Source organism: Methylobacter arcticus (assembly GCF_050917435.1).
Lineage (GTDB): Bacteria > Pseudomonadota > Gammaproteobacteria > Methylococcales > Methylomonadaceae > Methylobacter_A > Methylobacter_A titanis.
The window spans coordinates 3,126,219-3,149,693 of sequence record NZ_CP159583.1 but is presented as its reverse complement, the minus strand read 5'-3'; the positions used below and the strand labels follow the sequence as shown (position 1 = coordinate 3,149,693).

Here is a 23,475-nt window from a genome sequence, read left to right as displayed (position 1 = left end):
TCAGCATTAAAAGGTACGATAACGATTCCTTCGTTTTTGGATGTTAATCATCTAAAGTTTCACGGGATTTTGCTACCCCCTGCCCAGAAAGATCTACGGACAACTTTGCCATTCCCAGACTTTGCCGATTACGTGTAAGGTTAAGTATACTTTAAGTTACACTAAGCACCTATCCCTGCATACCTGATTATACCGTGTAATATAAACTTAAATTGACATTTAACTTACAAGTGTTATCGTATGTCTAAGGTATTATTTTACACATAAACAGGGGTAAATTATGAAAGGTCAAAATGTTGGGTATATTCGGGTTTCGTCTGGATCGCAAAACACAGAGCGACAACTCGCAGATATTGCCCTCGATGCCACATTCACAGATAAGGCCAGTGGCAAGAACACCGACCGACCGGAGCTTGATAAATGTTTTAACCATTTGCGACGCGGGGACACGCTTCATGTTCACAGCATTGATAGACTGGCCAGAAACCTTAAAGACCTACAGACCTTAGTCGATGCCCTGAAAATCAAGGGTGTATCGGTTCACTTTCATAAAGAAAATCTAATCTTCGACGCGTCGGCCAGCAGACCAATGCAGGAGCTTATGTTCCAGATGTTAGGCGCATTTGCTCAATTCGAGCGCACCTTGATAAAAGAAAGGCAGCGGGAGGGTATAGCAGCGGCTCAGGCCAGAGGGCAGAAACTAGGCGCACCACCTAAACTGTCATTGGCGCAGGTAGCAGAAATAAAAGACCTGGCGGAGTCTATCGGCGCAGATAAAAGCAAAATAGCAAAGCAATTCGGCATTAGCCGACCGACACTTTATAAGATCCTGGCTGCAGCATAATTCACTCAGACACGATATAAAAAACGAACTTAGGAGCTGCAGAAATGTTGATCAATCCAAAACTACCCGAACATTTTTTTGACCGCGCAAACGATGCCAGATCGCCAAGAGAATTAAAGAAATTCTGGCAAGTGCCTATTATTTTGACTGACGAGTATGAAGAAAACGATACTTGGGAAGATTATCAAAAAAGAACGGCAGGCTTTGAAGCTGAATACATAGCGAAAACCGAGGCAGATTTTAACAAATGGATTCAGGAAAAAAAGGAATCTTGGTTTAAGCACTTCCCATCCGGAACAGCTTATCGTGTCCATTGCCTTGACGGTGGTGCATGGGATCGGCCTATATCATGGGGCGCATTCGGCACACTGGAAGAAGCGAAAGCATGTTGCGAGAATGGTCCAAGCTGGCGAAATAGGTCAGTGGTTAAAAATGAGGAAGCGTAAGAAAAACGTCAACCAAACGAATTTGTTTGACTTAGTGGATCATCTTGGGCGCATTTAAACGCACCCTAAATGCGAGCCCAACCGGTTTCGGACGCAACCCCTGAGCATAAATGGAAAAGAACATAACAATTGACAAAATGCGTATTTTCCGTAATATACGCATATTATGTATTAGAGGTGTGTCATGCTAGAAGTCCCAGCAACCGAATTTGTAAAAAATTTTGGACAATACAAAGAGCGAGTGCAAAGAGAGGTAATCGCGATTACAAGTCATGGGCGAACGAGCGGATATTTCGTTTCTGAACATGAATATCGTGAATATATGCTTCTCAAAGCCCACTCACGACACGCTTATCATATAAGTGAGCTACCGGAAGAAACTGTTGCTGCAATTGCTAAAGTACAAATGAATCCAGCGCATGATCATCTGAACGCCTTAATGGGGTTGTAAGCCCAAACCGCCGAGATTTCCGACTAAAATGTAGTTATTTATAATTGATTGATAAAGATAGATAATTAGTTGTATATCAATTAACGGTCGTTAAGAGGTTATCAACCTGATAAACATAAATACCGTATAAGGCGCGAGCAATTTGTATGTTTTTCTAGCGAAAAACAGGTTAAGACTTAACACCAATGGCTGGACGGAATTTTCGGCGGTTTGTGGTTAGAACCCCAATTTGCTGAACGCCCTATACTATAGTGGGGAAGTTTCAATTCCCGTCGCCTTTGAAGTGGTGCGCAAGCCTTACCAGTTCAGTGATGTGAAGACCCGCAAGGTCAAGCGGGCCAGTGAGTTCACCAAAAATGAGCTGATGCGGGAGATGATAGCGACCAGTGTGGCGAATGCCATCAAGTTCCGCTATGTGTTGACGGACAGTTGGTTTGCCAGCAAGGAAAACTTTGAGTTCATCCTGAAAAAAGACAAGCACTTCATCAGCGCCCTAAAGGATAACCGCTTGGTGGCTTTAACAGAAGACGACAAGAAAGAAGGCCGTTTTGTACGGATCAGTCAGCTGGAATTGGCGGATCAGCAGGCGGTGCGCGGTTGGATGAAAGGTTTTCCTCATGAGGTACTTTTCGTCCGCCGGGTCTTTACAAACAAAGACGGTAGCATCGGCCTATTGAATTTGGTATGCAGTGATTTAGCGTGCAATGGCGAACAAGCCGCCACGATCTACCAAAAACGGTGGAAAGTTGAGGAGTTCCACAAGTCATTAAAATCCAATGCGGGGTTGGCAAAGTCACCAACCCGTACGGTCACTACCCAGAACAACCATGTCTTCATGTCGATCTATGCGGTGTTCAAGCTGGAATGTCTGAAGATAAAACACAAGGCCAATCATTTTGCGCTAAGAACTAAGCTGTTTATCAAAGCGAACCAGATAGCTTATGAAGAGTTGCAAAAATTACTGGCTGCGTAACATCAGTTGATAATTCTTGAAAATAAATATTAACCGTAATTTTCTGCGCAGATGCCCCCGCTAGTCCTAGATAGCCTTATGAAGGCCATATTTTGCATAAATTGAATTTTTCACACAGTCTGGGCCAAAAGGTGACCGTCGGCAAACCGAATAAGTTAGTCAATTAAGAGGCGATGCCAAACTTTGGATAATCGGACATTCCGGCCTATGATCACCAATACAAGCTTGAGCAAGCTGTGCCAGAATATCCCGCATTTCACTCAATTCAGAAATACGCTTATTCAGGTCATCAACATGGGCTTGTGCAATCGCTTTTACATCCGCACTTTCTCGGTTGGGATCTTGCCACAAAGACAGTAACTCGCGAATTTGATCAAGAGAAAATCCTAGGCTTCGGGACTTTTTGATCATGCGTAACACATGTAAGTCATTTTCGCCATAAGTTCGGTAACCCGACAAGGTACGAACGCTTTTCTTTATCAAATTGATACATTCGTAATAACGTATCATTTTGGCCGATACACCAGTCAATTTTGCTGCTTGGCTAATGTTCATGATATTTCTCCGAAATGAAAAAACAAAAACGCATTTTTAATGTGGGTGACGCATCCCATCCACATACTGTTTCAGTAAAGCCGATCAGGCTTCAAATATGACCAGCAGGTTTCCAGCCTCTTAATAGTAAGGCATTGCCGATTACGCTCAGGGAGCTAAAAGCCATTGCAGCACCCGCTAACTGTGGATTTAGTAGGCCAAATGCAGCCAGAGGAAGCGCGGCCAGGTTATAACCGAACGCCCAGAACAGGTTCTGCATAATTTTTCTGTAGGTTCTCCGAGAAATATCAATCGCATCGCCAACCAAGCACGGATCGCCGTTCATAAGTGTAATTCCTGCCGTGTGCATGGCCACATCGGTACCGCTTGCCATCGCAATACCAACATCTGCAGTAGCCAGCGCCGGGGCATCATTGATGCCGTCGCCCACCATCGCCACCCGATGATTAGCTTGTTTCAACAAAGCGACCTGATTGGCTTTTTCTTCAGGCAATACCTCGGCAACCACATGTTCAATGCCTAAAGCACGACCCACCGCTGTAGCACTGCCGGAATTATCGCCTGTCAGCAATACGGTATAAATACCCAAGGCCTGCAAACGTTGTACCGCCTGACGCGCGCTTGGCTTGATTTTATCGCCAAAGGCCATCATGCCCAGTATCCTGTTATTCAGCCCCACTTCAGCCAGCCAGGAAATACTATTGCCCCGTTGCTCAAATTGAACGGTGGGCTTAGCTAGTTCTCCTAACTCGATACCAAGTTCAGACATTAAACGGCTATTGCCTAATCTCAGTTCGAGGCCATCTACATTTGCAGCAATACCTTTTCCGGGTAAGGCTTTAGAGTTTGTGGCCGACAGCGAATTAATGGACAAGGCGTCAGCCGCATCGATTACAGCTTTAGCGAGCGGATGTCCGCTCCCATTCTGCATTGAAACAGCGAGCTGCAATAATCTGTCACGATCTATGTTACAGGGGATATTGTCTACCAAGTAGGCTTCTCCTTGTGTTAACGTTCCGGTTTTATCGAAGATGACAGTCGTAATGCGATGAGCAATCTCAAGCGCTTCAGCATCTTTTATCAGAATACCATATTTGGCAGCCACCCCCGTGCCGGCAATCAGTGCAGTCGGCGTAGCTAAGCCAAGTGCACATGGACAGGCAATCACTAGCACTGACACCGCATTGATAATGGCCATTTCAACATTGCCATTGTAGAACCACCAACCGATAAAGGTGATTAAAGCGATAATCAATACCCCAGGTACAAACCAGGCACTGACTTTATCGACCAAATGCTGGATAGGTGCTTTGGCGGATTGAGCATTTTCAATCAGCCGAATTATCCGGGACAACGCGGTTTCCGAACCTATGGCATCGGTATGTACTATTACCAAGCCATCCACATTGATAGAGCCGCCAGTAACCTTATCACCAGGTTGTTTAGATACCGGTACGCTCTCGCCGGTAATCAGCGATTCATCAATATGGCTATGCCCTTCAATAATTGTGCCATCCACCGAAATGCACTCGCCAGGACGGACAATCACCCAATCGCCAAGTTTGACATCTTCGATGGCTAGTTCTCGATCTATGCCGTCACGACGCACTCGGGCAGTTGCCGGTTGCAATACCTGCAAAGCGCGAATAGCCGAAGCAGTTTGGTTTTTGGCCCAGGCTTCCAGCCATTTGCCTGTCAATACCAAACTGATCACCACGGCCGAAGCTTCGAAATATAAATGTGGCATCAGCTCGGAAGTTTGTGTGTTTAACTGATAGACACTTAAGCCATAGGCGGCGCTAGTACCCAACGCCACCAATAAATCCATATTGCCGACGCCTGCTTTCAACGCTTTCCAACCGGCTCGATAAAAACGGGCGCCAAAGCCAAATTGGACCGGTGTCGCCAGAACCATTTGCAACCAGCCTGGCAACATGAAATGGATACCAAATAACTCGAATAGCATGGGTGCCATCAATGGCAGTGATAGCAGTGCTGAAAAAATCACTGCAAGTCCGACATGGCGATTGGACTTGTTATTTGCGCGTTGATTTCGCTGGGTCGCAAAATAGCCAATGTCTTTGATAGCCTGAACTAAGTCCCCAACATCGATAGCTTTGCTGACACGGACTAAAGCGCTTTCGGTCGCCAAATTCACACTCACATGCACTACACCTTTCACTTTTCGTAGCGCATTTTCCACTCGTCCGGCACAAGACATACAGGTCATGCCTTCAATCATTAGGGAAATCGAGTTGTCTTCTGGTTTGTCAATGGTTGTCGTATTCATGAGCATGCTTCCTGTAGTAAATTAATGTGATCAAAGTATTTGGCTTACCACGATGGGAAGGTCAAGCTCTTTTTTAAACTCCGTTGTAATTTGTTAAAAAATTCGCGATTGAATTGCTAATAGCGGCTCGAACCGTCAGCTTGTTCTGAGAATCCAGTCTGTCACTATTATGATGAAGATATAAGCCATTAAGACAGTGGTTTTTTAGCAATTGCATAAATCACATTTGCTTCGATACCAGTAATCGATTTAGTTTGTAGTTGCGATAAATTGGATTGCTTTACCCTCTCTAACTGCATGGGATCTAATTGATCCAAGGTACCCCGATAACCACTTCCCAGCACCAGCATCCACCAGTCATCAGGAGTGTTTAACGGGTGAAGAGCTAGTTCGGTAACAATTTCTACTTGATGTAAGCCCGCTTCTGCCAGCATCTCGCCCAGATTTTCAGGTGTGGAAATGCGATCCCAGGGATTAAAGCCTTTGTATAAATCAGGACGTTCGTCTCGCACGGCTTGCCAAAATAAACTATTGGCCGGTTCAAATAAATTCTCCCCCCATGTCGTAATGGCTAACCGCCCCCCTGGACGTACTTTTCGCCATAGCTCCGTTACCGCTTCAGCCATATCAGGCACAAAAAAAATACCGAAAACGCAGACTACCGCATCAAAACTGGCATCGGCATAATCAAGTGAAAGCATGTCGCCAACCCGAAATTCAATATTTTTTAAATTTTTCGTTTTGGCCTTAATTTTTGCTTCAGCCAGCAATTTAGCCGCTAAATCGGTGGCAACTACTTTCCCGTGAGGCCCGACCTTTATAGCCGCTGGCAACGCCGAAGCGCCAGTCCCAGAACACACATCCAACACATGCTCTCCTAGCTGAAGTTGCAAACGTTCAACGGTACTATTACCGAAACGATTCCAGAATGTGTTGGCAGGGTGGTCGAATAATTCGGCTGCTGCATTGTAGGCATTAGCAGTTTTAATCTTGGTTACTTCGTAGTTATCCATAGAATCTCCTGAAGGTTTTGTCGGCTTTATTTGCTGAAATTAAGCGAACTGTATTTTTGCCAAGTACTCATGTAGTATCATCTTTTGGCACAGAAAGTCTAGCACTTGACATTATTGGAATGTCAAGTCCCCCATGGCGGAGAGGTGCCGCGACCTACATATTCACATGGAAATAAATTGACGGTCCGATTAGGGGTTCTAACCGCAAACCCTCGTAATTTTCCTAAAGTTAATAAAATCAACCAGTTAAAAACGCATGAATATTCAAAAATCATTTTCTATCTAATTGATTTTTAAAGATATGGAAAAATTCCGCGGTTTAGGGCGCACAACCCCTAATTACCTTAGTTTTAACTCTTGGATTACTGTCCGCTTGCGCGGAGATGAACCCGCATCCGATGGACATGAGCCAAGCTGTGCAAAGCGCAACATCCAAAGCCGATCATGAGGCGCTGGCAAAACACTATGAGGAAGCGGCCAAAGAAATGCAGCTTAAAGTTGATGAGCACAAGAAACTGCTTAGCCAGTATCAGTCAAAAGGCTATCTCTACGGTAGACAGGCGGAAGACTTTAAAGCGCACTGCCAAAGGCTGATTAATGACTATGAAAAAGCCGCCGAGGAAAACCTGGAAATGGCTAAGATGCATCGCCAGATGTAATGCTTTATATAAGCCAGGGGATGGGAATACTATCATCCCCTGGCAATGAAGTAAGAATCCTTCTCCAAACTAGATAAGGAGAACTACCATGAATATGATGAAAACTGTACTCATTTTAGTAATGCTGGCATTGTTGGGGAGTTGTGCCCAGCTGGGTTCTCATCCTATGGACATGACCATAGCCATTCATAATGCTAAAACAAAGACAGACCACGAAGCGCTGGCAGATCATTACGAATACATAGCCCATGAAATGAAAGCGAAGTTCGAAGACCACAAAAAACAACTTGGGATATATCAAGCGATTCTTCCCAAAGCAGATGAGCAATATGCTCAATTCGAAACACATTGTTTACAATTGATCAAAATCTATGCTGAGGCCGAGCAAGAAAACTTGGAAATGGCTAGGTTGCACCGTCAAATTGCTTCTGGATTACCAAACTAACATCCGTTTTTCTGGAAATAAACTATGAAAACAAAATTACTGTTTACCTTGATTTTAGCTGTTGGTTTACTGACCGCCTGTAGCGAGATGAACCCGCATCCGATGGATATGAGCCTAGCCGTGCAAAACGCAACATCCAAAGCCGATCATGAGGCGCTGGCGCAACACTATGAGGAAGTGGCCAAAGAAATGCAGCTTAAAGTTGATGAGCACAAGAAGCTTCTTAGCCAATATCGGTCAACAGGCTATCGCTACGGAAGAATGCCGGATGATTTTGTGGAATATTTTATAGATCATTGCCAAAGGTTGATTAATGTCTATGAAAAAGCTGTCGAGGAAAACATGAGTATGGCAAATCTGCATCGCCAGATGTAACGTTTCATACAAGCCATTGCCCGTACCGTCTTCGGATGAGTCCGGATGTTTAATATCTGCTTGGATATATGATATGAGAATCACAGAAAAAGCCATTTCCAGTTATCCATGGTACCTTCGTCCATTCTTTTGGAATCAAAAAAGAAAATACGGACAAATCCTTACCTGATTACCCATAAAGAACAGCCAATGTTACAAGAATGTCTATACTGACAGTATCTACCATACGGATGGGATAACGTCATGAAAAACAAAGTTCAATTTCAAAAAGGCTATAGCCTGGGCGAGTTCATGAAAAATTATGGGAGTGAAGGGCAATGCCGAAAAGCCTTGTTTCATTGGCGCTGGCCTCAAGGCTATGTTTGCCCTGAATGCGGTGGGCAAAGCTACTGCTCCCTGAAAACACGAGTGGTTTATCAGTGCAATCACTGCCACCATCAACATTCCCTCATTAGTGGCACCATTTTTTCTGCGACGAAACTCCCGTTAACAACTTGGTTTCTCGCGATCCACTTGACCACACAAGCAAAAACTGGCGTTTCTGCCCTTTCACTGCGCCGTCAATTAGGTGTTTCATACAATACCGCCTGGAGCATCAAACAGAAGCTGATGCAGGTAATGAAGGAGCGTGATGATAGTAAGCCGTTATCCGGCGTCATCCAACTGGATGACGTGTATTGGGGCGGCGAACATCGGGGAGGCAAGCGTGGACGGGGTTCACCCAACAAAACACCTTTTGTGGCGGCTGTGTCGGTCAACGAAAAAGGACATCCTATTGCCATGAACATGACTGTGGTCAACGGGTTCCGCTCCAAAGAAATCACTCGTTGGGCGAAGCGCCATCTTAGCACCGACAGTCACGTGGTCTCGGACGGACTGGCCTGTTTTGCCGCTGTTACCAAGGCAGGATGCCAGCATACCAGCATCGTAACCGGTGGAGGCCCTGAATGTGTCTCGCTGGAACCCTTCACTTGGGTCAATACGATGATAGGTAATGTCAAAAGGTCGATTGACGGGACTTATCACGCTATCAATCATAAACACCTTCCGCGCTATTTGGCAGAATTTTGTTATCGCTTCAATCGGCGATTTGTCCTTGAGGATATGCTGCCCCGCCTATGTTACGTTGCAGTCAGAACACCACCTATGCCTATGCGGCTACTGAAGATGGCTGAGGATTATGGGTAATCAGGAATCCTTAAGCCTGCATTGATTTGGGCCAGAGTCCCCAAGTTGTTTGCAGCAATAGCCATACTCTATGGGGTGCTGGATAGAAAAAGCAGCCCTATCGATCCGGTTCTGCGCTCCTTGATTACGGTGAGAGTGTCACAAATAAACAGCTGCCGTTTTTGTATCGATATCAACTCCGCCGTATTGGCGAAAAGAGCAGGCTCCATGAACAAGGTGGAAGCCCTTGAACAATGGCAAGCAAGCGAGTTGTTTGATAGCAAAGAAAGGCTCGTCCTGGAATATGCCGAAGCGGTGACGTACACCGACCGGCAGGTTGACGGTGATTTGGCTCAGCGCCTGCATGAATACTTTAACGAAGATGAAATAGTCGAACTAACCGGGCTTATTGCCTTTCAGAATTTATCCAGCAAATTTAACAGCGCCCTGGATTTGCCTGCACAAGGATTTTGCCGTCTACCGAAAAGTACAGACCACAACGCGGAAAGCCGATGAACGCTAGGGCGGATTCGAGAGCGGCGCTTGCTACGAGCCGGTTTATTCACCGGAAAATCCTGATCCGGCTGTTTCTGGGCTGGTTGTTTCTCAGCGTGGCGATCGGCGGTGTCGTTTTATGGCTGGAAGTCCATCGCATCCAGCAATTCGTGCATGAGCTCGCTCTCAGGGAGTCAGCTACTTTCAGCGGAGTGTCCGCCCATAATCTGGAACGGCTGGATTCAAAGGCTCAACAACATTTGGCGGAATTGGCACAGCAACTGGTCAACCAACATTTCCTTGTCGTCGAGCTATATGACCGCAATAAACAACTTCAGCTCGAAACTATTCGGCAAGGGCAGGAGTTTGCCGAACAAGGGATCAACTCCTATCGTCATCGATTTCCACAGGAGGGTGAATTTACCCATCAGTTCCACCTTATTCGTGGCGAATTGCTGCTGGTCATTCTGGTTCCTTTAAAAACCGACCTGGATTCACTGACAGGTTATTTCGAAGGCATCTATCAGGTGGATCGGGATACCCTAGACTCGATCAAGGACGACCTGCTTCGCAAGCTTCTGTTTGCTACCCTCGGCATCACGTTTACCACCCTCTTGATGTATCCAATTATCCTGACGCTCAATAAGGGGCTGATTAAACTATCCGGCGATTTACTGACGGGCAACTTGGAACTAATGAATGTACTCGGTTGTGCGATTGCCGAACGCGACTCCGATACCAATAGCCATAACTACCGGGTGACGTTTTATGCGTTGCGGCTTGGCGAGGCAATCGGGCTTTCCTGCGAAAGTATCCACGACCTGATTGGCGGCGCTTTTTTGCATGATGTCGGCAAGATAGGCATCCGAGATCAAATTTTGCTTAAACCGGGCAAGTTGACGCCGGAAGAGTTTAAGGTGATGAAAACTCATGTATCGCTGGGTGTGGATATTCTGAGCAAATCAAGTTGGCTCATGGGGGCGTTGGACGTAGTCGAATTTCATCATGAGAAATACGACGGAAGCGGCTACCTGCAAGGGTTAAAGGGTGAAGCAATTCCCCTGAATGCGCGGATATTTGCTATTGTGGATGTGTTCGACGCCCTGACTTCCAAACGTCCGTACAAGGAATCGTGGACAGCAGTTGACGCCATTGCTGCGTTAAAACGGGACAGCGGCAGCCACTTCGACCCGCAGTTGGTGAGTGCTTTTGCGCTGATTGCACTCCGTCTTCACGAGGAAATGAGTGGCTTTGAGGAACACCGGATTGAGGCGATGCTGCAACATCTCATCGCTCCCTATTTTTTGGCCACTGCTATCGGCAGTCGGCGCCAAGACACATAGCAGTGGTCGGGTTACGACTGCAAGGGCAGATATTTTGCTCCATGCAAAATCTGCATTTCCCACATCCCTGTGGGTTATGCAGGAGATAGAGCAATGCAGGAGCAGCGTAGCGTAACCCGACAAACCAATGCCGCACTACGAGCTGTTGTGGGGGCGACTAAAGTCGCCCCCACAACACAGCCGCAATCCATGCCAGAACGACGATTTTTTAGTGTTGGCTGAAGCATCTTGCTAACCAGGTAAGTTGATGCGTATGGGTGTCGGATCAATCCTGAACCCATAGGCTCCGGAGCTTCTTTAGAAAATCCATTATCATCGTTCAAACCGGAAGCCGAATCTCAAACGTCGTGAAGCCGCCCTCCGAATGCGCCAAAGCCTCTCCGCCATGGGCGTGCGCGATAGAACGCGTGATCGCCAAGCCAAGTCCTGCGCCCTCGCCAAAACGCTGCCTTGATGCGTGTGCCCGGTAGAAGCGGTCGAACAGACGCGGCAAATGCTCAGGGGCGATGGTTTCTCCGGTGTTTTGCACCGACAAAACGACGGTCGAGACGTCGGAATCGTCAACGCGAACGGCTATCCTTCCCCCTTCCGGCGTATGGCGCACCGCATTTGAGAGCAGATTGTTGACCGCTCTGCGCAGCATCAATCTGTCGCCGAAAACAGTACCCTTTCCGGAATAGGTCAGACTGACTCCCTTTTCCTCGACCAACGCTTCGTAAAAGTCGAATAGGCTACTCACCTCCACCACCAAATCGACCTTCTCGCGATGGGGGACGATGAGGTTGTTGTCCGATTTGGCCAGGAACAGCATGTCGGCAATCATCCGCGACAGACGCTCGAACTCTTCCGCGTTGGAAGCCAGTACGTCCTGGTATTTGTCGAGTGTCCGGGTCTTGGACAAAGTAACCTGGGTTTGTGTCAACAGATTGCTGACCGGCGTGCGCAACTCGTGGGCGATATTCGAGGAAAAGTCGGACAGCCGACGGAAGGATTCTTCGAGTCGTGCCAGCATTTTGTTCAGGGTTTCCGCCACCTCGGCCAGTTCGACGGGAATGGAGGCTAAAGGCAGTCGTTGGTCGAGGCGGTTCGCGGTGATGCCCGCAGCGCTACGACTGATGTCCCGAAGGGGCGCCAGTCCCTGGCGTGCCGCCACCCAACCGAGAAAGCCGGTCAGCAGCGCCGCCAGGCCCATGACCGTCCACAACGCCGTCTGAAACGAGTGCATGAAATGCTCGTGGTGCGACAGGTCGGTGGACACGGCCACGACCACCGGAGTCACGCCTTCGATACTGGTCGGCACTTCGGCGGAAATCCCGCGATAGCGATGGTTCTCAGGGTCGGTCCAGAGCATCGGGCGAAGGGGTTTCTCTCTGACTCCGGCAAGCAGCTCTTCCGGTAACTTCGCACCTTCAGTCGAATACAGGGTCTGACCACCCGGCTTCAAAACGATCACCACCAAACCGGGGTGTCCCACCATGGAATCTTGAAGTTGCCCCGGCAGCGCCTCCAGTTCCTGATCGGATCGAACTTTCTTCAAGGTGTGGCGGAGAAGTTCCAGTTTGCCGCCGAGCAATTCCATGTCCAACTCTTCGAAATGCCGCTCGACGAGCGAGCCGATCAGCAGCCCCAACAGCAGGAGTACCGTCGTCGAGGCCGACGCGAACAGCAGGGTCAACCGGAACGTGATGGATTTGCGCCCGATCCGCCTCACTCGGCTGCCTCCAGCACGTAGCCCATGCCGCGGACGGTGTGGATCAGTTTCGGCTCGAAACTATCATCGACTTTTGCCCTCAGACGTCGGATGGCAACCTCGATCACATTGGTGTCGCTGTCGAAGTTCATGTCCCAGACCTGGGAGGCAATCAGGGAACGTGGAAGCACCTCGCCCTGGCGTCGCAACAGGAGTTCCAACAGGGCGAATTCCTTGGATGCTAAATTGATCTTCTTACCCGACCGGGTCACCCGGCGCCGCATTAGGTCGAGTTCGAGGTCGGCGGCTCGCAGAAACTCGGGCTCCTTGGCCATCCCTCCGCGCCGGAGCAGGGTTCGGACACGGGCCAGCAGTTCGGAAAAGGCGAAAGGCTTCACCAGATAGTCGTCGGCTCCGAGTTCTAGCCCTTTGACCCGATCATCCACACTGTCGCGGGCCGTGAGAAAGAGCACAGGCATTTCCTTACCCGAGCGACGGATACCTTGCAGCACCTGCCAGCCGTCGATGCCCGGCAGCATCACATCCAAAATTGCCAGATCGTAGGCTTCGGTGAGGGCCAAATGCAAACCATCCAGCCCATCCCGAGCCAAATCAACGACGAAGCCAGCCTCGACCAGGCCCTGTCTCAGGTAATCTCCGATTTTGGGTTCGTCTTCCACGATCAGAATTTTCATGCGTACTCCACAGCGTAATTTGTCTCGTATTAATGCCATTTTACACCGGTGGCGAGACTAGGTCTCGCAGATTACGTAAATGTAATTTGTGAGTCAGGTTCCCGTTAACTGGGATGTCATAAAATACACCTACAAACAATCTGCGAGAAGTTTCCATGAAAAAAATTCTGCTGGGCGCATTTGGCGTCCTTGGCCTCGGCGCCGTAACGGTGATTGGCCTGCTCCAGGCCGGAGCGATCGATATGGCGGCCGATAAGCCCCACAGCCCCGCCGTCCACCGCCTTATTGAGTGGGCGCGGGAACAGTCCATCGCGCGCAGAGCCACCGGCATCGTTCCTCCGGACGACTTGTCCGACGCCGACCGGATTCGCCGGGGCGCCGGCAACTACGACGCCATGTGCGCGAACTGCCACCTCTCACCCGGCATCGAAGATTCCGAAATCCGAAAAGGCCTCTATCCGACCCCGTCGAATCTTTCCAGACCTGCCAATGCCGCCGATTCCGACCGGACGGATGCCCGCCGGTTCTGGATCGTCAAGCACGGCGTCAAGGCGTCCGGCATGCCGGCTTGGTCGAAAGGCGGCATGGAGGACGAGGCGATATGGGATCTGACGGCTTTCCTTAAGATCATGACCAGCCTTTCCCCTGAAGAGTATCACCGGCAAGTCGAGGCCAGCGATGGGCATTCCCATGGCGGTCTGGAAGGGCACGAAGCCGAAATGGGAAACAAGTCCGGCGCCGAACACCCTCATGATACAAAACCGCATTCCCACAAGCACGGCGTTCATAAGCGCTGACCAAGTTTCGGAAGATTACGGAAATGTAATGTCTCGGTCAGCCTCCCGTAAGGAACAACCGTTTAAACTGGTCACACTCAAATCAACCCGGAAACAGCGCGGTAGGATGGGTAGAGCACCGCGAAACCCATCGCATCGGTGAAAATGGGTTTCGATGGGTTTCGGGCTATCGCCTCTACCCATCCTACCGAGCCAAATCCACTAAACCCCAGGAGAAAACCCATGAAAAGTTTGATTATCGTCACCCTCGTCGCCGCAGTCTTTTCTGCACACAGCATCGCCGCTACAGACCACGACGCTCATGGCGGCCATGGCGCGATGCCAGCGCCGACTGCCGCCGAAGCCCCGACGGTCAAGGAACCCGTGCAGAAAATCGACAAGCCGGCTGGCAAAGTCACGGCGTCCCAAGGGGTGTCGCCCAACTCGAAAATTAACGCGAGTCGTTCCGGGTCAGCCTCATCTGACGGTCATGCGCACGAACATACTGACGCTAAATAAGAAATCCATACTAAATAATATTACTGAGAATCCTATGAAATATATGAAATTTGCATTAATCACCCTTTTTTTAGTCGCTGTTTCTGCGTGCGCAACAGATTCCAATAGATCTAAAGATGACAGTCGTTCATCTCGTGGCAGCAGCGGCGGACATAGCCATTAAAGTGTGTAGGTTGGGTTAGCGATAGCGTAACCCGACATTTGCCGTATTGATAGGTTGGGTTACGGCTACCGCCTAACCCAACCTACGACTTCCGGCAACCTGGGCCGAATACGATTTCTTGTCTGAGGACACATCACAATGAAACATATTTCCAAACCTTCGCTACTATTGCCTAATCCTTCCCGTCGGCGCTTCATTGAAGGACTGGCCGCCGGCGGTATTCTATTAGGGCTACCGCCGTGGATCAGAACGGCTCAGGCCAAGGAAACAATGCAGTTAGCCGAGATACTTACAGGCACGGAGTTTGACCTTGCGATAGCGGAAACCCCCGTCAATTTTACCGGTGCGCCACGACTGGGAACCACCATTAATGGTTCGATTCCGGCGCCTACACTGCGCTGGCGCGAGGGGGATACGGTGACGCTTCGTGTCACCAACCGCCTCGCCGAGGAAACCTCAATTCATTGGCATGGTATCCTCCCGCCTTATCAAATGGATGGGGTGCCGGGTATCAGTTTTAAAGGCATCGCGCCGGGGGAAACCTTCGCCTATCGCTTCAAGGTACAACAATTCGGCACCTACTGGTACCATTCCCATTCCGGCATGCAGGAGCAGACCGGATTGTACGGCGCGATCATCGTTGACCCGATTGGCGTTGACCCGATCCGGGCCGATCGCGACTACGTGGTGCAGTTATCCGACTGGACCGACGAAGACCCGATGCGGGTCTTCGATAAGCTCAAGAACCAAAGCGACTACTACAACTTCAACCAGCCGACGGCAGTCGATTTCTTTCATGATACGGCTGGTGAGGGAGTTGTATCGGCTATCCAAAAGCGGCATATGTGGAACATGATGCGCATGAATATGACTGATCTGGCCGATATTTCCGCTTATACCTATACCTACCTGATGAACGGAACCACTCCGGCCGGTAACTGGACCGGGCTGTTCCGTCCGGGCGAGAAGGTGCGGCTGCGTTTCATCAACTCAGGCGCGATGACGTTTTTCGATGTGCGCATACCGGGTCTCAAGATGACGGTGGTTCAGACCGACGGACAGAACGTTGAGCCGGTCACAGTGGACGAATTCCGCATCGGACCAGCCGAGACCTACGATGTCATCGTTACCCCAGAAGAAGGGGCTTATACCCTCTTTGCCCAGTCGATGGACCGTACCGGCTATGCCCGCGGCACGCTGGCAACGCGTGTCGGCATGACGGCGGCGGTGCCTTCGCCTGATAAACCCGAACCGCTCACCATGGGGGATATGATGGGCGACATGGGCAGTGCCGGGATGGCGGGGATGAATCACGACGGTATGGTTATGGATCACAGCGCCCACGCCATGGGCGGCGGACAGGTGCGTGTGCGCCACGCCAGTACCGAATATGGCGCCAGCGTAGACATGCGTGTGGACACGCCGCGCACCAATCTGGATGACCCCGGTATCGGCCTGCGCGACAATGGCCGTCGAGTGCTGACTTATGCCGATCTGCACACGATCGGAGGGTCGCTAGATCCCAGAAAACCCGGTCGGGAAATTGAGCTCCATCTCACCGGCAACATGGAGCGTTATAGCTGGTCATTGGATGGCCTTGAGTTCGGTAAGTCCACGCCGGTGCATTTTCACCATGGTGAACGGCTGCGCGTGATCTTCGTCAATGACACGATGATGACTCATCCCATGCATTTGCATGGCATGTGGAGCGAGTTGGAAAGCCCGGACGGACGCTTTCAGGTACGCAAACACACCATTATTGTACAACCGGCGCAGCGAGTCACTTTCCTCGTCACCCCCGACGGCTTGGGCCGTTGGGCGTGGCATTGCCACCTGTTCTTGCACATGCATGCAGGCATGATGCGTGAAGTAGTTGTGGCCTGAGTAGGGTGCAATCAAACAGGAGTAATCGAATAGTGAAGCAGGAAACGATGATGAACCGTCGAGTAAATTTGATCGCCGCCTTGATGGTTCTCAAACTATCTTCCGTCTGGGCGCAAGACCTAACGACGGTGGAAAACGCGCAAACGAACCCAGTTCACGCCGACCACGCCAATCATTCCGCACAGACGGAGCAGAAGCGGCGTGAAGTAAAGTCCGGGACAAAATCAAAGCCAGCGCAGGCAAAAGCATCCGAGGAGATAGGGGCGATGCCAGGCATGGATCACAGCAAGATGAATCATCATTCCATGCAGGGCACGGCACCAGGTTCAGGGCATAACATGAACCACGGTGGCGCAACTTCCGGGAAAGCCGGTGACATGAGCAACATGAATCACGGCGGTGATGATGCGGACCATGGTTCCATGTCCATGCAGGATGGCTCGGCCCCACCCGATGCTCGCGATCCGCACGCCTATTCAGATGGCTACGACTTCGGCCCGATTCCACGACCAAGGATGGGCGATGAAGATAGTTTTGGCTCGTTGCTGGTCGATCGGCTTGAAAGTGTAACTACTCGCGGGAGCACCGCTATGACCTATGACTGGCAGGCCTGGTATGGTCAGACTTATGATCGCGCACTTATCAGAGCCGAAGGTGAGATTGAGAGCGGTACATTTAAAGACGCACGCAACGAGTTGCTTTGGGCGCATGCGATTACCGCTTATTGGGACACTCAATTGGGGGTGCGTTACGACAGCGGCAAGGGCACGGATCGTGGCTGGTTCGCCTTCGGTATTCAAGGGCTGGCACCTTATTGGCTGTATGTGGAAGCGACGGCTTATGTCAACGAACAAGGGCGTAGCGCATTCCGGCTCGAAACAGAATACGATTTATTGCTAACTCAAAAACTCATTTTGCAGCCACGTATTGAGACGAATTTTTATAGCCAACGAGACGATACGCGAGACGTAAGTAGCGGTTTGTCCAATATTGAAGCAGGTCTGCGCCTGCGTTACGAGATTCGACGGGAATTTGCCCCCTATGTCGGCATTGAATGGGCCAGCAGGTTTGGTTCGGCAGCAGATAATATACGGGCTGCCGGTAAAGATGCCGAGGAAGCGCGACTCGTTGCCGGGGTGCGTTTCTGGTTCTGAGCCTTCGGCGTTTCTCCATACGTTTTGGGGGCGATGCAATGCCATTGTAACTATTGAATTACTCTGGAGAAACCCCAATGAAAACTAAATTATTGATTACCCTGCTTTTGGCTCTTGGTTTAGTGACCGCCTATAGCGGGATGAACCCGCATCCGATGGATATGAGGCTAGCCGTACAAGCGCAGGGGGTGGGAATACTTTCATCCCCTCGCAATGATGTATAAATACATGATGGAAATTCAAATGGATCAGTTAACAGAGTTTTGTTAGGATTGTTGGAGATCTATACTTAGGGTCACTGCCCACAAGTTAAGAGATATAGCCGTTGTTCACCACCACATTGATGAATCCATACTTTTGGTGTTGTAAACAGTGGGCAAAAAAGCCTGTCCACCCTGGCTGATGTTTAAGCATTTACTGAATGTTGTACACGTCGTAGCCCACCATTGGCAGTCTCAAAGTGTTCGGGTTATTTAGTTTTCATTCCTAAGGAGGAACTCCGCTATGAACGCATGGCACAAACTATCGATTACCGAAGCCGTAAGCCTTCTTGCGACCGATGTGGAGCAGGGACTTTCTCTTAATGAAGCGAAACAGCGGCTCGCCCGGTACGGGCAAAATAAACTACGCAAGGGCAAGCGATTTTCGGCGTTGGTCATTTTTATAAGCCAGTTTAAAAGTCTGGTTATTTGGGTGCTGATTGGCGCAGCTGCTATTTCCGCCGCATTGGGCGAAACCATAAACGGCATCGCTATTATTGCCATCGTAATCCTGAACGCGGTGATCGGTTTTATTCAGGAGTATCGCGCCGAAAAGGCGGCGGCTGCGTTGGCTCGTCTGACAGCGCCCCATTGCCGCGTGATGCGCGGGGGCCATAGCGCGGTGGTCGCCGCGACCGAAATTGTTCCTGGCGATATCCTGCTGCTGGAGGGCGGGGATCTGATCGCAGCAGATGCTCGGCTGATCCAGGTATCGGTTCTTCGTATCAACGAAGCGCCGCTCACTGGTGAATCGCAAGCCGTAGGCAAGTTTACCGGCGGCTTGGCTCTGGAAACGCCACTGGCGGAGCGGAACAACATGGTCTTTCTCGGCACTAGCGTGACAGGAGGTTCCGGCCGCGCTTTGGTGGTTAATACCGGCATGGAGACGGAACTCGGCCATATCGCTAAACTTCTGGAGACCGCCGAAAGTGGAGAAACCCCGTTGCAACGCCAACTTGACCGGGTAGGGCGCCTGCTGTTGATGGCCTGTTTCGGCATTGTCGCGTTGATTTTCGGTCTTGGATTATTGCGCGGAATTGTGCCGTTTGAGCTTTTCTTGAGTTCGGTGAGTCTTGCGGTAGCGGCTATCCCCGAGGGGCTGCCTGCGGTGGTAACTATCGCGCTCGCTTTGGGTGTGCAACGTATGGCGCAGCGTCATGCATTGGTGCGGCGCCTGGCCTCGGTTGAAACGCTAGGCCGTGCTCAGGTTATCTGCACAGATAAGACCGGCACCCTGACGATGGGTGAAATGACCGTCCGCAAGTTGATTACCTCAACTAGCTTGTATCGCGTCACCGGTGAGGGTTACGCTACGGAAGGCGCATTCTTTTCCGGCAATGTGGAAAACCTGCCGTCGGAAAGTCCTGATCTCCTGGCCTTGCTGCGTGCATCGGTCGCCTGTAACAATGCCGAACTGACTCTAATAGCTAACCGGCCTGGAGTCGTGGGTGATCCTACCGAAGGAGCACTGCTAGTGGCCGCCGCAAAAGGCGGTATTACCCGTGGGGTCTTCGAGACTGAAATGCCGCGCCTGGCTACTGTGCCTTTCGATTCCGACCGCAAACGTATGACTGTCATCCGTAGCAGGGAAAGCCGTTCCTGGGCGTTCGTCAAAGGTGCGCCCGAAGTTATTCTCAGCCGTTGCACCCTGATTCGAACCGATCAGGGAGTAAGAGAATTGACCGAGAATGACCGTAGCCGAATGATACAAGCCAATGCCTTACGGGCGCACGATGCCCTGCGTGTGCTTGCCGTCGCTGAACGCTCCCTGGACAACTTTAGTTTCGAAGAAGGTGCGAGCGTAAATGATATGGAGATCGAGCAGGGACTGACCTTGTTAGGACTCATAGGCTTACATGATCCACCCCGAGGCGAGGCAAAGGAGGCTGTGGCCAAATGCAAACGGGCCGGCATCAAAACCGTGATGATCACCGGCGATCATCCAGACACTGCATGGGCAATAGGCCATGAACTGGGCATTCTGGGCAAGGGCGATGAAGTTCTCGTAGGAGCCGAGCTTGACCGCTTGGACGACGAAGCGCTGAAGGAGCGTGTATCGCAAGTTTCGGTTTATGCGCGGGTTACCGCCGAGCACAAGCTCCGTATTGTCCGCGCATGGAAGGCGCGGGGCGCAGTAGTGGCGATGACCGGGGACGGGGTTAACGATGCTCCTGCGATAAAAGAGGCGTCCATCGGTATCGCTATGGGCCTCACCGGCACCGAGGTGACCAAGGAGGCCGCCGACATTATCATCACCGATGACAACTTTGCCTCCATCGTCGCTGCCGTAGAAGAAGGACGAGGCATTTATGACAACATTGCCAAAACTTTAGCCTATCTGTTGGGTAGCAGTACCGGCGAATTGATCGTGATGCTGATCGCAGTCTTGCTGGGCTGGCCGCTGCCGCTTTTGCCGCTGCACCTTCTGTGGATCAATCTGGTGACAGACGGCTTTGCAGCGTTAGCCCTGGCGACCGATCCGATTGACCCAGGGGTATTGAATCGCCCACCGCGACAATCCCAGTCAGCGCTACTCAACCGGGATTTACTCAAACTAACCCTGTTCACCGGCTTGCTGGCCGCCAGCGTTACTCTCGGCGTGTTTGCCTATGAATTCTATATAATCGGCAACAGTCTTGAGCAAGCCCGCGATGCTGCTTTTACCGCCCTGGTGATCACCGGACTGCTGCGCGCCTTCGGCGCACGGAGCGAGCAGCGCACCCTCTGGCAGATGGGCCTGTTTTCCAATATGCGCCTGTTTCTGGTAGTGGCGGTGAGTTTTTCCTTGCAGTTGGCAATACATCATGTCCCCATGCTGCAAATACTGTTCCAGATCGAGCCGGTTTCTCTACATCAGTGCGTGTCGTGGATCGGGGTTGGATTTATACCGCTGATTATACTGGAACTCAGAAAAGTCATCCGTAGTCCCCGCGTAACAAAGGATAAGGCAATGAAAAAATACGCCAATGAAAAAATTTATACCTGCCCCATGCATCCTGAAATTCGCCTGGAAAACCCTGGCAACTGCCCAAAATGCGGGATGGTCCTTGAACTATTGGCTCCGATGGAAAGCAAGGCTGTCGAAATTCATGCTGAATATGTGTGTCCGATGCATCCTGAAATCATTCGCAGTGAACCGGGTTCCTGTCCCAAGTGCGGCATGGCTCTGGAGCCCCGAGACGTTTCAGCGGAGGATCAGGAAAACAAAGAACTCACCACTATGAGCCGAAGGTTTTGGCTCAGTACCGCGCTGTCGATACCGGTGTTCATGTTGGCGATGGCTCATGATCTGATGCCGGGCTTGATTACTGGGATTTTCTTCGTCCACTGGCTGCAATGGATAGAATTTGCGTTAGCCACGCCGGTGGTTTTATGGGGCGGCTGGCCCTTCTTTCAGCGCGGCTGGCAGTCTATTATCAGTCGTAATTTAAACATGTTTACACTGATCTCCTTGGGTATCAGCGTTGCCTGGATTTACAGCGTGACGGCCACCTTTGCACCGGACATTTTCCCCGTAATTATGCGCAACACAGAGGGCAAGGTGGCGGTCTATTTCGAAGCCGCTGCCGTCATTACTGCATTGGTGCTGCTGGGGCAAGTATTGGAGTTACGGGCGCGAAGCCGCACCAATCAGGCTATCAAGATGTTGCTTGAATTGGCGCCGAAAACAGCGCGTCGGGTGACAGACGACGGCAATGAACAAGACATTCCGTTATCACAGGTGCAACCGGGCGATGTGTTGCGCGTCCGGCCTGGCGAAAAAGTTCCTGTGGACGGTGTCGTGCAGCAAGGTTATAGCAGCGTCGATGAATCGATGGTGAGCGGCGAGTCTATCCCGGTGGAAAAAAATACAGGAGATAAACTGATAGGCGCTACCGTCAACGGCACCGGCAGCCTGCTGATGCTCGCCGAAAAGGTCGGCGGCGAAACGTTGCTGGCCCGGATCGTGAAGATGGTCAGCGAAGCACAGCGCAGCCGGGCGCCGATCCAGAAACTGGTGGATGTGGTTGCCGCCTGGTTTGTACCGGCTGTTATCATCATTGCCATCATTACCTTGATCGTCTGGTGGCAGTGGGGGCCTGAACCGCGATTGGCTCATGCTATTGTCAATGCGGTAGCTGTGCTTATTATCGCTTGCCCCTGCGCTCTCGGTCTTGCCACGCCGATGTCGATTATGGTCGGTACCGGCAGGGGCGCTCAGCTCGGAGTATTGATTAAAAATGCCGAAGCGCTGGAAATCATGGAAAAAATAGATACCTTAGTGGTCGATAAAACCGGCACGTTGACCGAAGGTAAACCTCGTCTGATGTCGGTCATCGCCTGCAATAATTTTTCCGAAGAAGACGTATTGTATCTGGGCGCGAGTCTGGAACGGGCCAGCGAACACCCGCTTGCCGCCGCCATTGTTAAAGGTGCTGAAGAAAAAGGCATCAAGCTGGATGCCGGAGAACAATTTGAATCGGTAACCGGTCAAGGTGTGAGTGGCAGGATTTTAGGCCGTCAGGTTGCACTGGGTAATGCCAAATTAATGGCAGCGCAGAATATTGATACATCGCCTTTAATAAAACAGGCAGACGAGCTCCGGCTGGATGGAGAAACTGTCATGTTTGTTGCCGTGGACGGGAAGCTTGGCGGATTTATCAGTGTTGCCGATCCCATCAAATCGTCAACACCGGAAGCGCTGAAAGCTCTGCATGAAGCAGGGATAAAAGTCGTTATGCTAACCGGTGATAACAAAACCACAGCCAATGCAGTGGCAAAAAAACTCGGCATAGACCGGGTTGAAGCGGAAATATTACCCGATCAGAAAACCGCTTTCATCAAACAATTGCAGGCCGAGGGTCATATCGTAGCAATGGCGGGTGATGGAATCAACGATGCACCGGCACTGGCACAGGCACATGTAGGTATTGCCATGGGTACGGGCACCGATGTCGCGATGGAAAGTGCAGGCGTCACGCTGGTCAAAGGCGATCTACGTGGAATTGCCAGGGCACGGCTCTTAAGTCAAGCGACCATGAGTAATATCCGCCAGAACCTGTTCTTTGCGTTCATTTACAATGCGCTCGGCATTCCTGTTGCAGCCGGTGTGCTGTATCCGTACTTCGACATTTTGCTTTCACCGATGATTGCGGCGGCAGCGATGAGTTTTAGTTCGGTTTCAGTCATTATGAATGCGCTACGACTTAGAAAATTATCGTTATAAAATATCAGTTGATCTAAAAATTGACTTTATACTCTAGCTGCCCAGAAAAAGGACGTTTCTTGGGCGGTTGGC

20 protein-coding genes and 1 pseudogene are annotated in these 23,475 nt (G+C 50.6%); 16 read left to right on the top strand and 5 right to left on the bottom strand.

Annotation, left to right across the window (positions count from 1 at the left end):
• Window positions 1–280: 280 nt before the first annotated feature.
• The 4 genes and pseudogenes from ABXJ76_RS14955 to ABXJ76_RS14940 form a co-directional block, all read left to right on the top strand.
• A complete protein-coding gene (locus tag ABXJ76_RS14955; protein WP_432741541.1) occupies window positions 281–844 on the top strand; it encodes a recombinase family protein in 564 nt (187 codons plus the stop codon).
• A gap of 44 nt (window positions 845–888) precedes the next feature.
• Complete coding sequence (locus ABXJ76_RS14950; protein WP_432741539.1) at window positions 889–1,290, top strand: hypothetical protein; 402 nt, start codon at window positions 889–891, stop codon at window positions 1,288–1,290.
• 184 nt (window positions 1,291–1,474) lie between these two features.
• Window positions 1,475–1,741 carry a type II toxin-antitoxin system Phd/YefM family antitoxin gene (locus ABXJ76_RS14945; protein ID WP_432741537.1) on the top strand — a complete coding sequence of 89 codons (267 nt, stop codon included), beginning with the start codon at window positions 1,475–1,477 and terminating at the stop codon, window positions 1,739–1,741.
• 226 nt (window positions 1,742–1,967) lie between these two features.
• Window positions 1,968–2,714 (top strand): annotated as a pseudogene (locus ABXJ76_RS14940) (transposase); the annotation flags it as partial.
• A 159-nt stretch (window positions 2,715–2,873) separates the two neighbouring features.
• Here ABXJ76_RS14940 and cueR read toward each other — a convergent pair.
• The 3 genes from cueR to ABXJ76_RS14925 all read right to left on the bottom strand — a co-directional run bounded on the left by cueR (window position 2,874) and on the right by ABXJ76_RS14925 (window position 6,572).
• The gene (gene cueR / locus ABXJ76_RS14935) at window positions 2,874–3,269 is read right to left on the bottom strand and encodes a Cu(I)-responsive transcriptional regulator (RefSeq protein WP_432741535.1); all 396 of its coding nucleotides are present in this window, start codon (window positions 3,267–3,269) and stop codon (window positions 2,874–2,876) included.
• A 91-nt stretch (window positions 3,270–3,360) separates the two neighbouring features.
• Window positions 3,361–5,559, bottom strand: coding sequence for a heavy metal translocating P-type ATPase (locus ABXJ76_RS14930; protein ID WP_432741533.1), 2,199 nt, complete (start codon window positions 5,557–5,559; stop codon window positions 3,361–3,363).
• Between the two features lie 188 nt (window positions 5,560–5,747).
• Window positions 5,748–6,572, bottom strand: a complete 825-nt coding sequence (locus ABXJ76_RS14925; RefSeq protein ID WP_432741531.1) for a class I SAM-dependent methyltransferase — start codon at window positions 6,570–6,572, stop codon at window positions 5,748–5,750.
• 383 nt (window positions 6,573–6,955) lie between these two features.
• Between ABXJ76_RS14925 and ABXJ76_RS14920 the strand changes: the two genes are divergently transcribed.
• From ABXJ76_RS14920 to ABXJ76_RS14895, 6 genes are all read left to right on the top strand, one after another.
• Window positions 6,956–7,231, top strand: a complete 276-nt coding sequence (locus ABXJ76_RS14920) for a hypothetical protein (RefSeq protein WP_432741529.1) — start codon at window positions 6,956–6,958, stop codon at window positions 7,229–7,231.
• 88 nt (window positions 7,232–7,319) lie between these two features.
• Window positions 7,320–7,676 carry a hypothetical protein gene (locus tag ABXJ76_RS14915; RefSeq protein ID WP_432741527.1) on the top strand — a complete coding sequence of 119 codons (357 nt, stop codon included), beginning with the start codon at window positions 7,320–7,322 and terminating at the stop codon, window positions 7,674–7,676.
• A 24-nt stretch (window positions 7,677–7,700) separates the two neighbouring features.
• Window positions 7,701–8,051: a hypothetical protein gene (locus tag ABXJ76_RS14910; RefSeq protein WP_432741525.1), complete on the top strand. Its 351-nt coding sequence runs from the start codon at window positions 7,701–7,703 to the stop codon at window positions 8,049–8,051.
• 243 nt (window positions 8,052–8,294) lie between these two features.
• Complete coding sequence (locus ABXJ76_RS14905) at window positions 8,295–9,239, top strand: IS1595 family transposase (RefSeq protein ID WP_432741523.1); 945 nt, start codon at window positions 8,295–8,297, stop codon at window positions 9,237–9,239.
• A 21-nt stretch (window positions 9,240–9,260) separates the two neighbouring features.
• On the top strand, window positions 9,261–9,734 hold the full coding sequence (locus tag ABXJ76_RS14900) for a carboxymuconolactone decarboxylase family protein (protein WP_432741521.1): 474 nt from the start codon (window positions 9,261–9,263) through the stop codon (window positions 9,732–9,734).
• Window positions 9,731–11,056: an HD-GYP domain-containing protein gene (locus tag ABXJ76_RS14895; protein WP_432741519.1), complete on the top strand. Its 1,326-nt coding sequence runs from the start codon at window positions 9,731–9,733 to the stop codon at window positions 11,054–11,056. The genes ABXJ76_RS14900 and ABXJ76_RS14895 overlap by 4 nt, the downstream gene beginning before the upstream one ends.
• Window positions 11,057–11,375: 319 nt before the next feature.
• Here the strand turns inward: ABXJ76_RS14895 and ABXJ76_RS14890 are convergent, their stop codons facing one another.
• The gene (locus tag ABXJ76_RS14890; RefSeq protein WP_432741517.1) at window positions 11,376–12,767 is read right to left on the bottom strand and encodes a heavy metal sensor histidine kinase; all 1,392 of its coding nucleotides are present in this window, start codon (window positions 12,765–12,767) and stop codon (window positions 11,376–11,378) included.
• The gene (locus tag ABXJ76_RS14885; protein ID WP_432741515.1) at window positions 12,764–13,441 is read right to left on the bottom strand and encodes a heavy metal response regulator transcription factor; all 678 of its coding nucleotides are present in this window, start codon (window positions 13,439–13,441) and stop codon (window positions 12,764–12,766) included. The genes ABXJ76_RS14890 and ABXJ76_RS14885 overlap by 4 nt, the downstream gene beginning before the upstream one ends.
• Window positions 13,442–13,596: 155 nt before the next feature.
• Here ABXJ76_RS14885 and ABXJ76_RS14880 point away from each other — a divergent pair, with 155 nt between their 5' ends.
• The 6 genes from ABXJ76_RS14880 to ABXJ76_RS14855 all read left to right on the top strand — a co-directional run bounded on the left by ABXJ76_RS14880 (window position 13,597) and on the right by ABXJ76_RS14855 (window position 23,403).
• Window positions 13,597–14,238 (top strand): c-type cytochrome, encoded by a 642-nt coding sequence (locus ABXJ76_RS14880; protein ID WP_432741513.1) that lies wholly within the window; start codon window positions 13,597–13,599, stop codon window positions 14,236–14,238.
• Window positions 14,239–14,460: 222 nt separating this feature from the next.
• The gene (locus ABXJ76_RS14875) at window positions 14,461–14,736 is read left to right on the top strand and encodes a hypothetical protein (protein WP_432741511.1); all 276 of its coding nucleotides are present in this window, start codon (window positions 14,461–14,463) and stop codon (window positions 14,734–14,736) included.
• 301 nt (window positions 14,737–15,037) lie between these two features.
• The gene (locus ABXJ76_RS14870) at window positions 15,038–16,783 is read left to right on the top strand and encodes a copper resistance system multicopper oxidase (protein WP_432741510.1); all 1,746 of its coding nucleotides are present in this window, start codon (window positions 15,038–15,040) and stop codon (window positions 16,781–16,783) included.
• A 47-nt stretch (window positions 16,784–16,830) separates the two neighbouring features.
• The gene (locus ABXJ76_RS14865) at window positions 16,831–17,937 is read left to right on the top strand and encodes a copper resistance protein B (RefSeq protein WP_432741509.1); all 1,107 of its coding nucleotides are present in this window, start codon (window positions 16,831–16,833) and stop codon (window positions 17,935–17,937) included.
• 77 nt (window positions 17,938–18,014) lie between these two features.
• Entirely contained in the window at window positions 18,015–18,161 is a 147-nt protein-coding gene (locus tag ABXJ76_RS14860) for a hypothetical protein (protein ID WP_432741508.1), read from the top strand.
• A gap of 280 nt (window positions 18,162–18,441) precedes the next feature.
• On the top strand, window positions 18,442–23,403 hold the full coding sequence (locus tag ABXJ76_RS14855) for a heavy metal translocating P-type ATPase (protein ID WP_432741507.1): 4,962 nt from the start codon (window positions 18,442–18,444) through the stop codon (window positions 23,401–23,403).
• Window positions 23,404–23,475 lie beyond the last annotated feature (72 nt).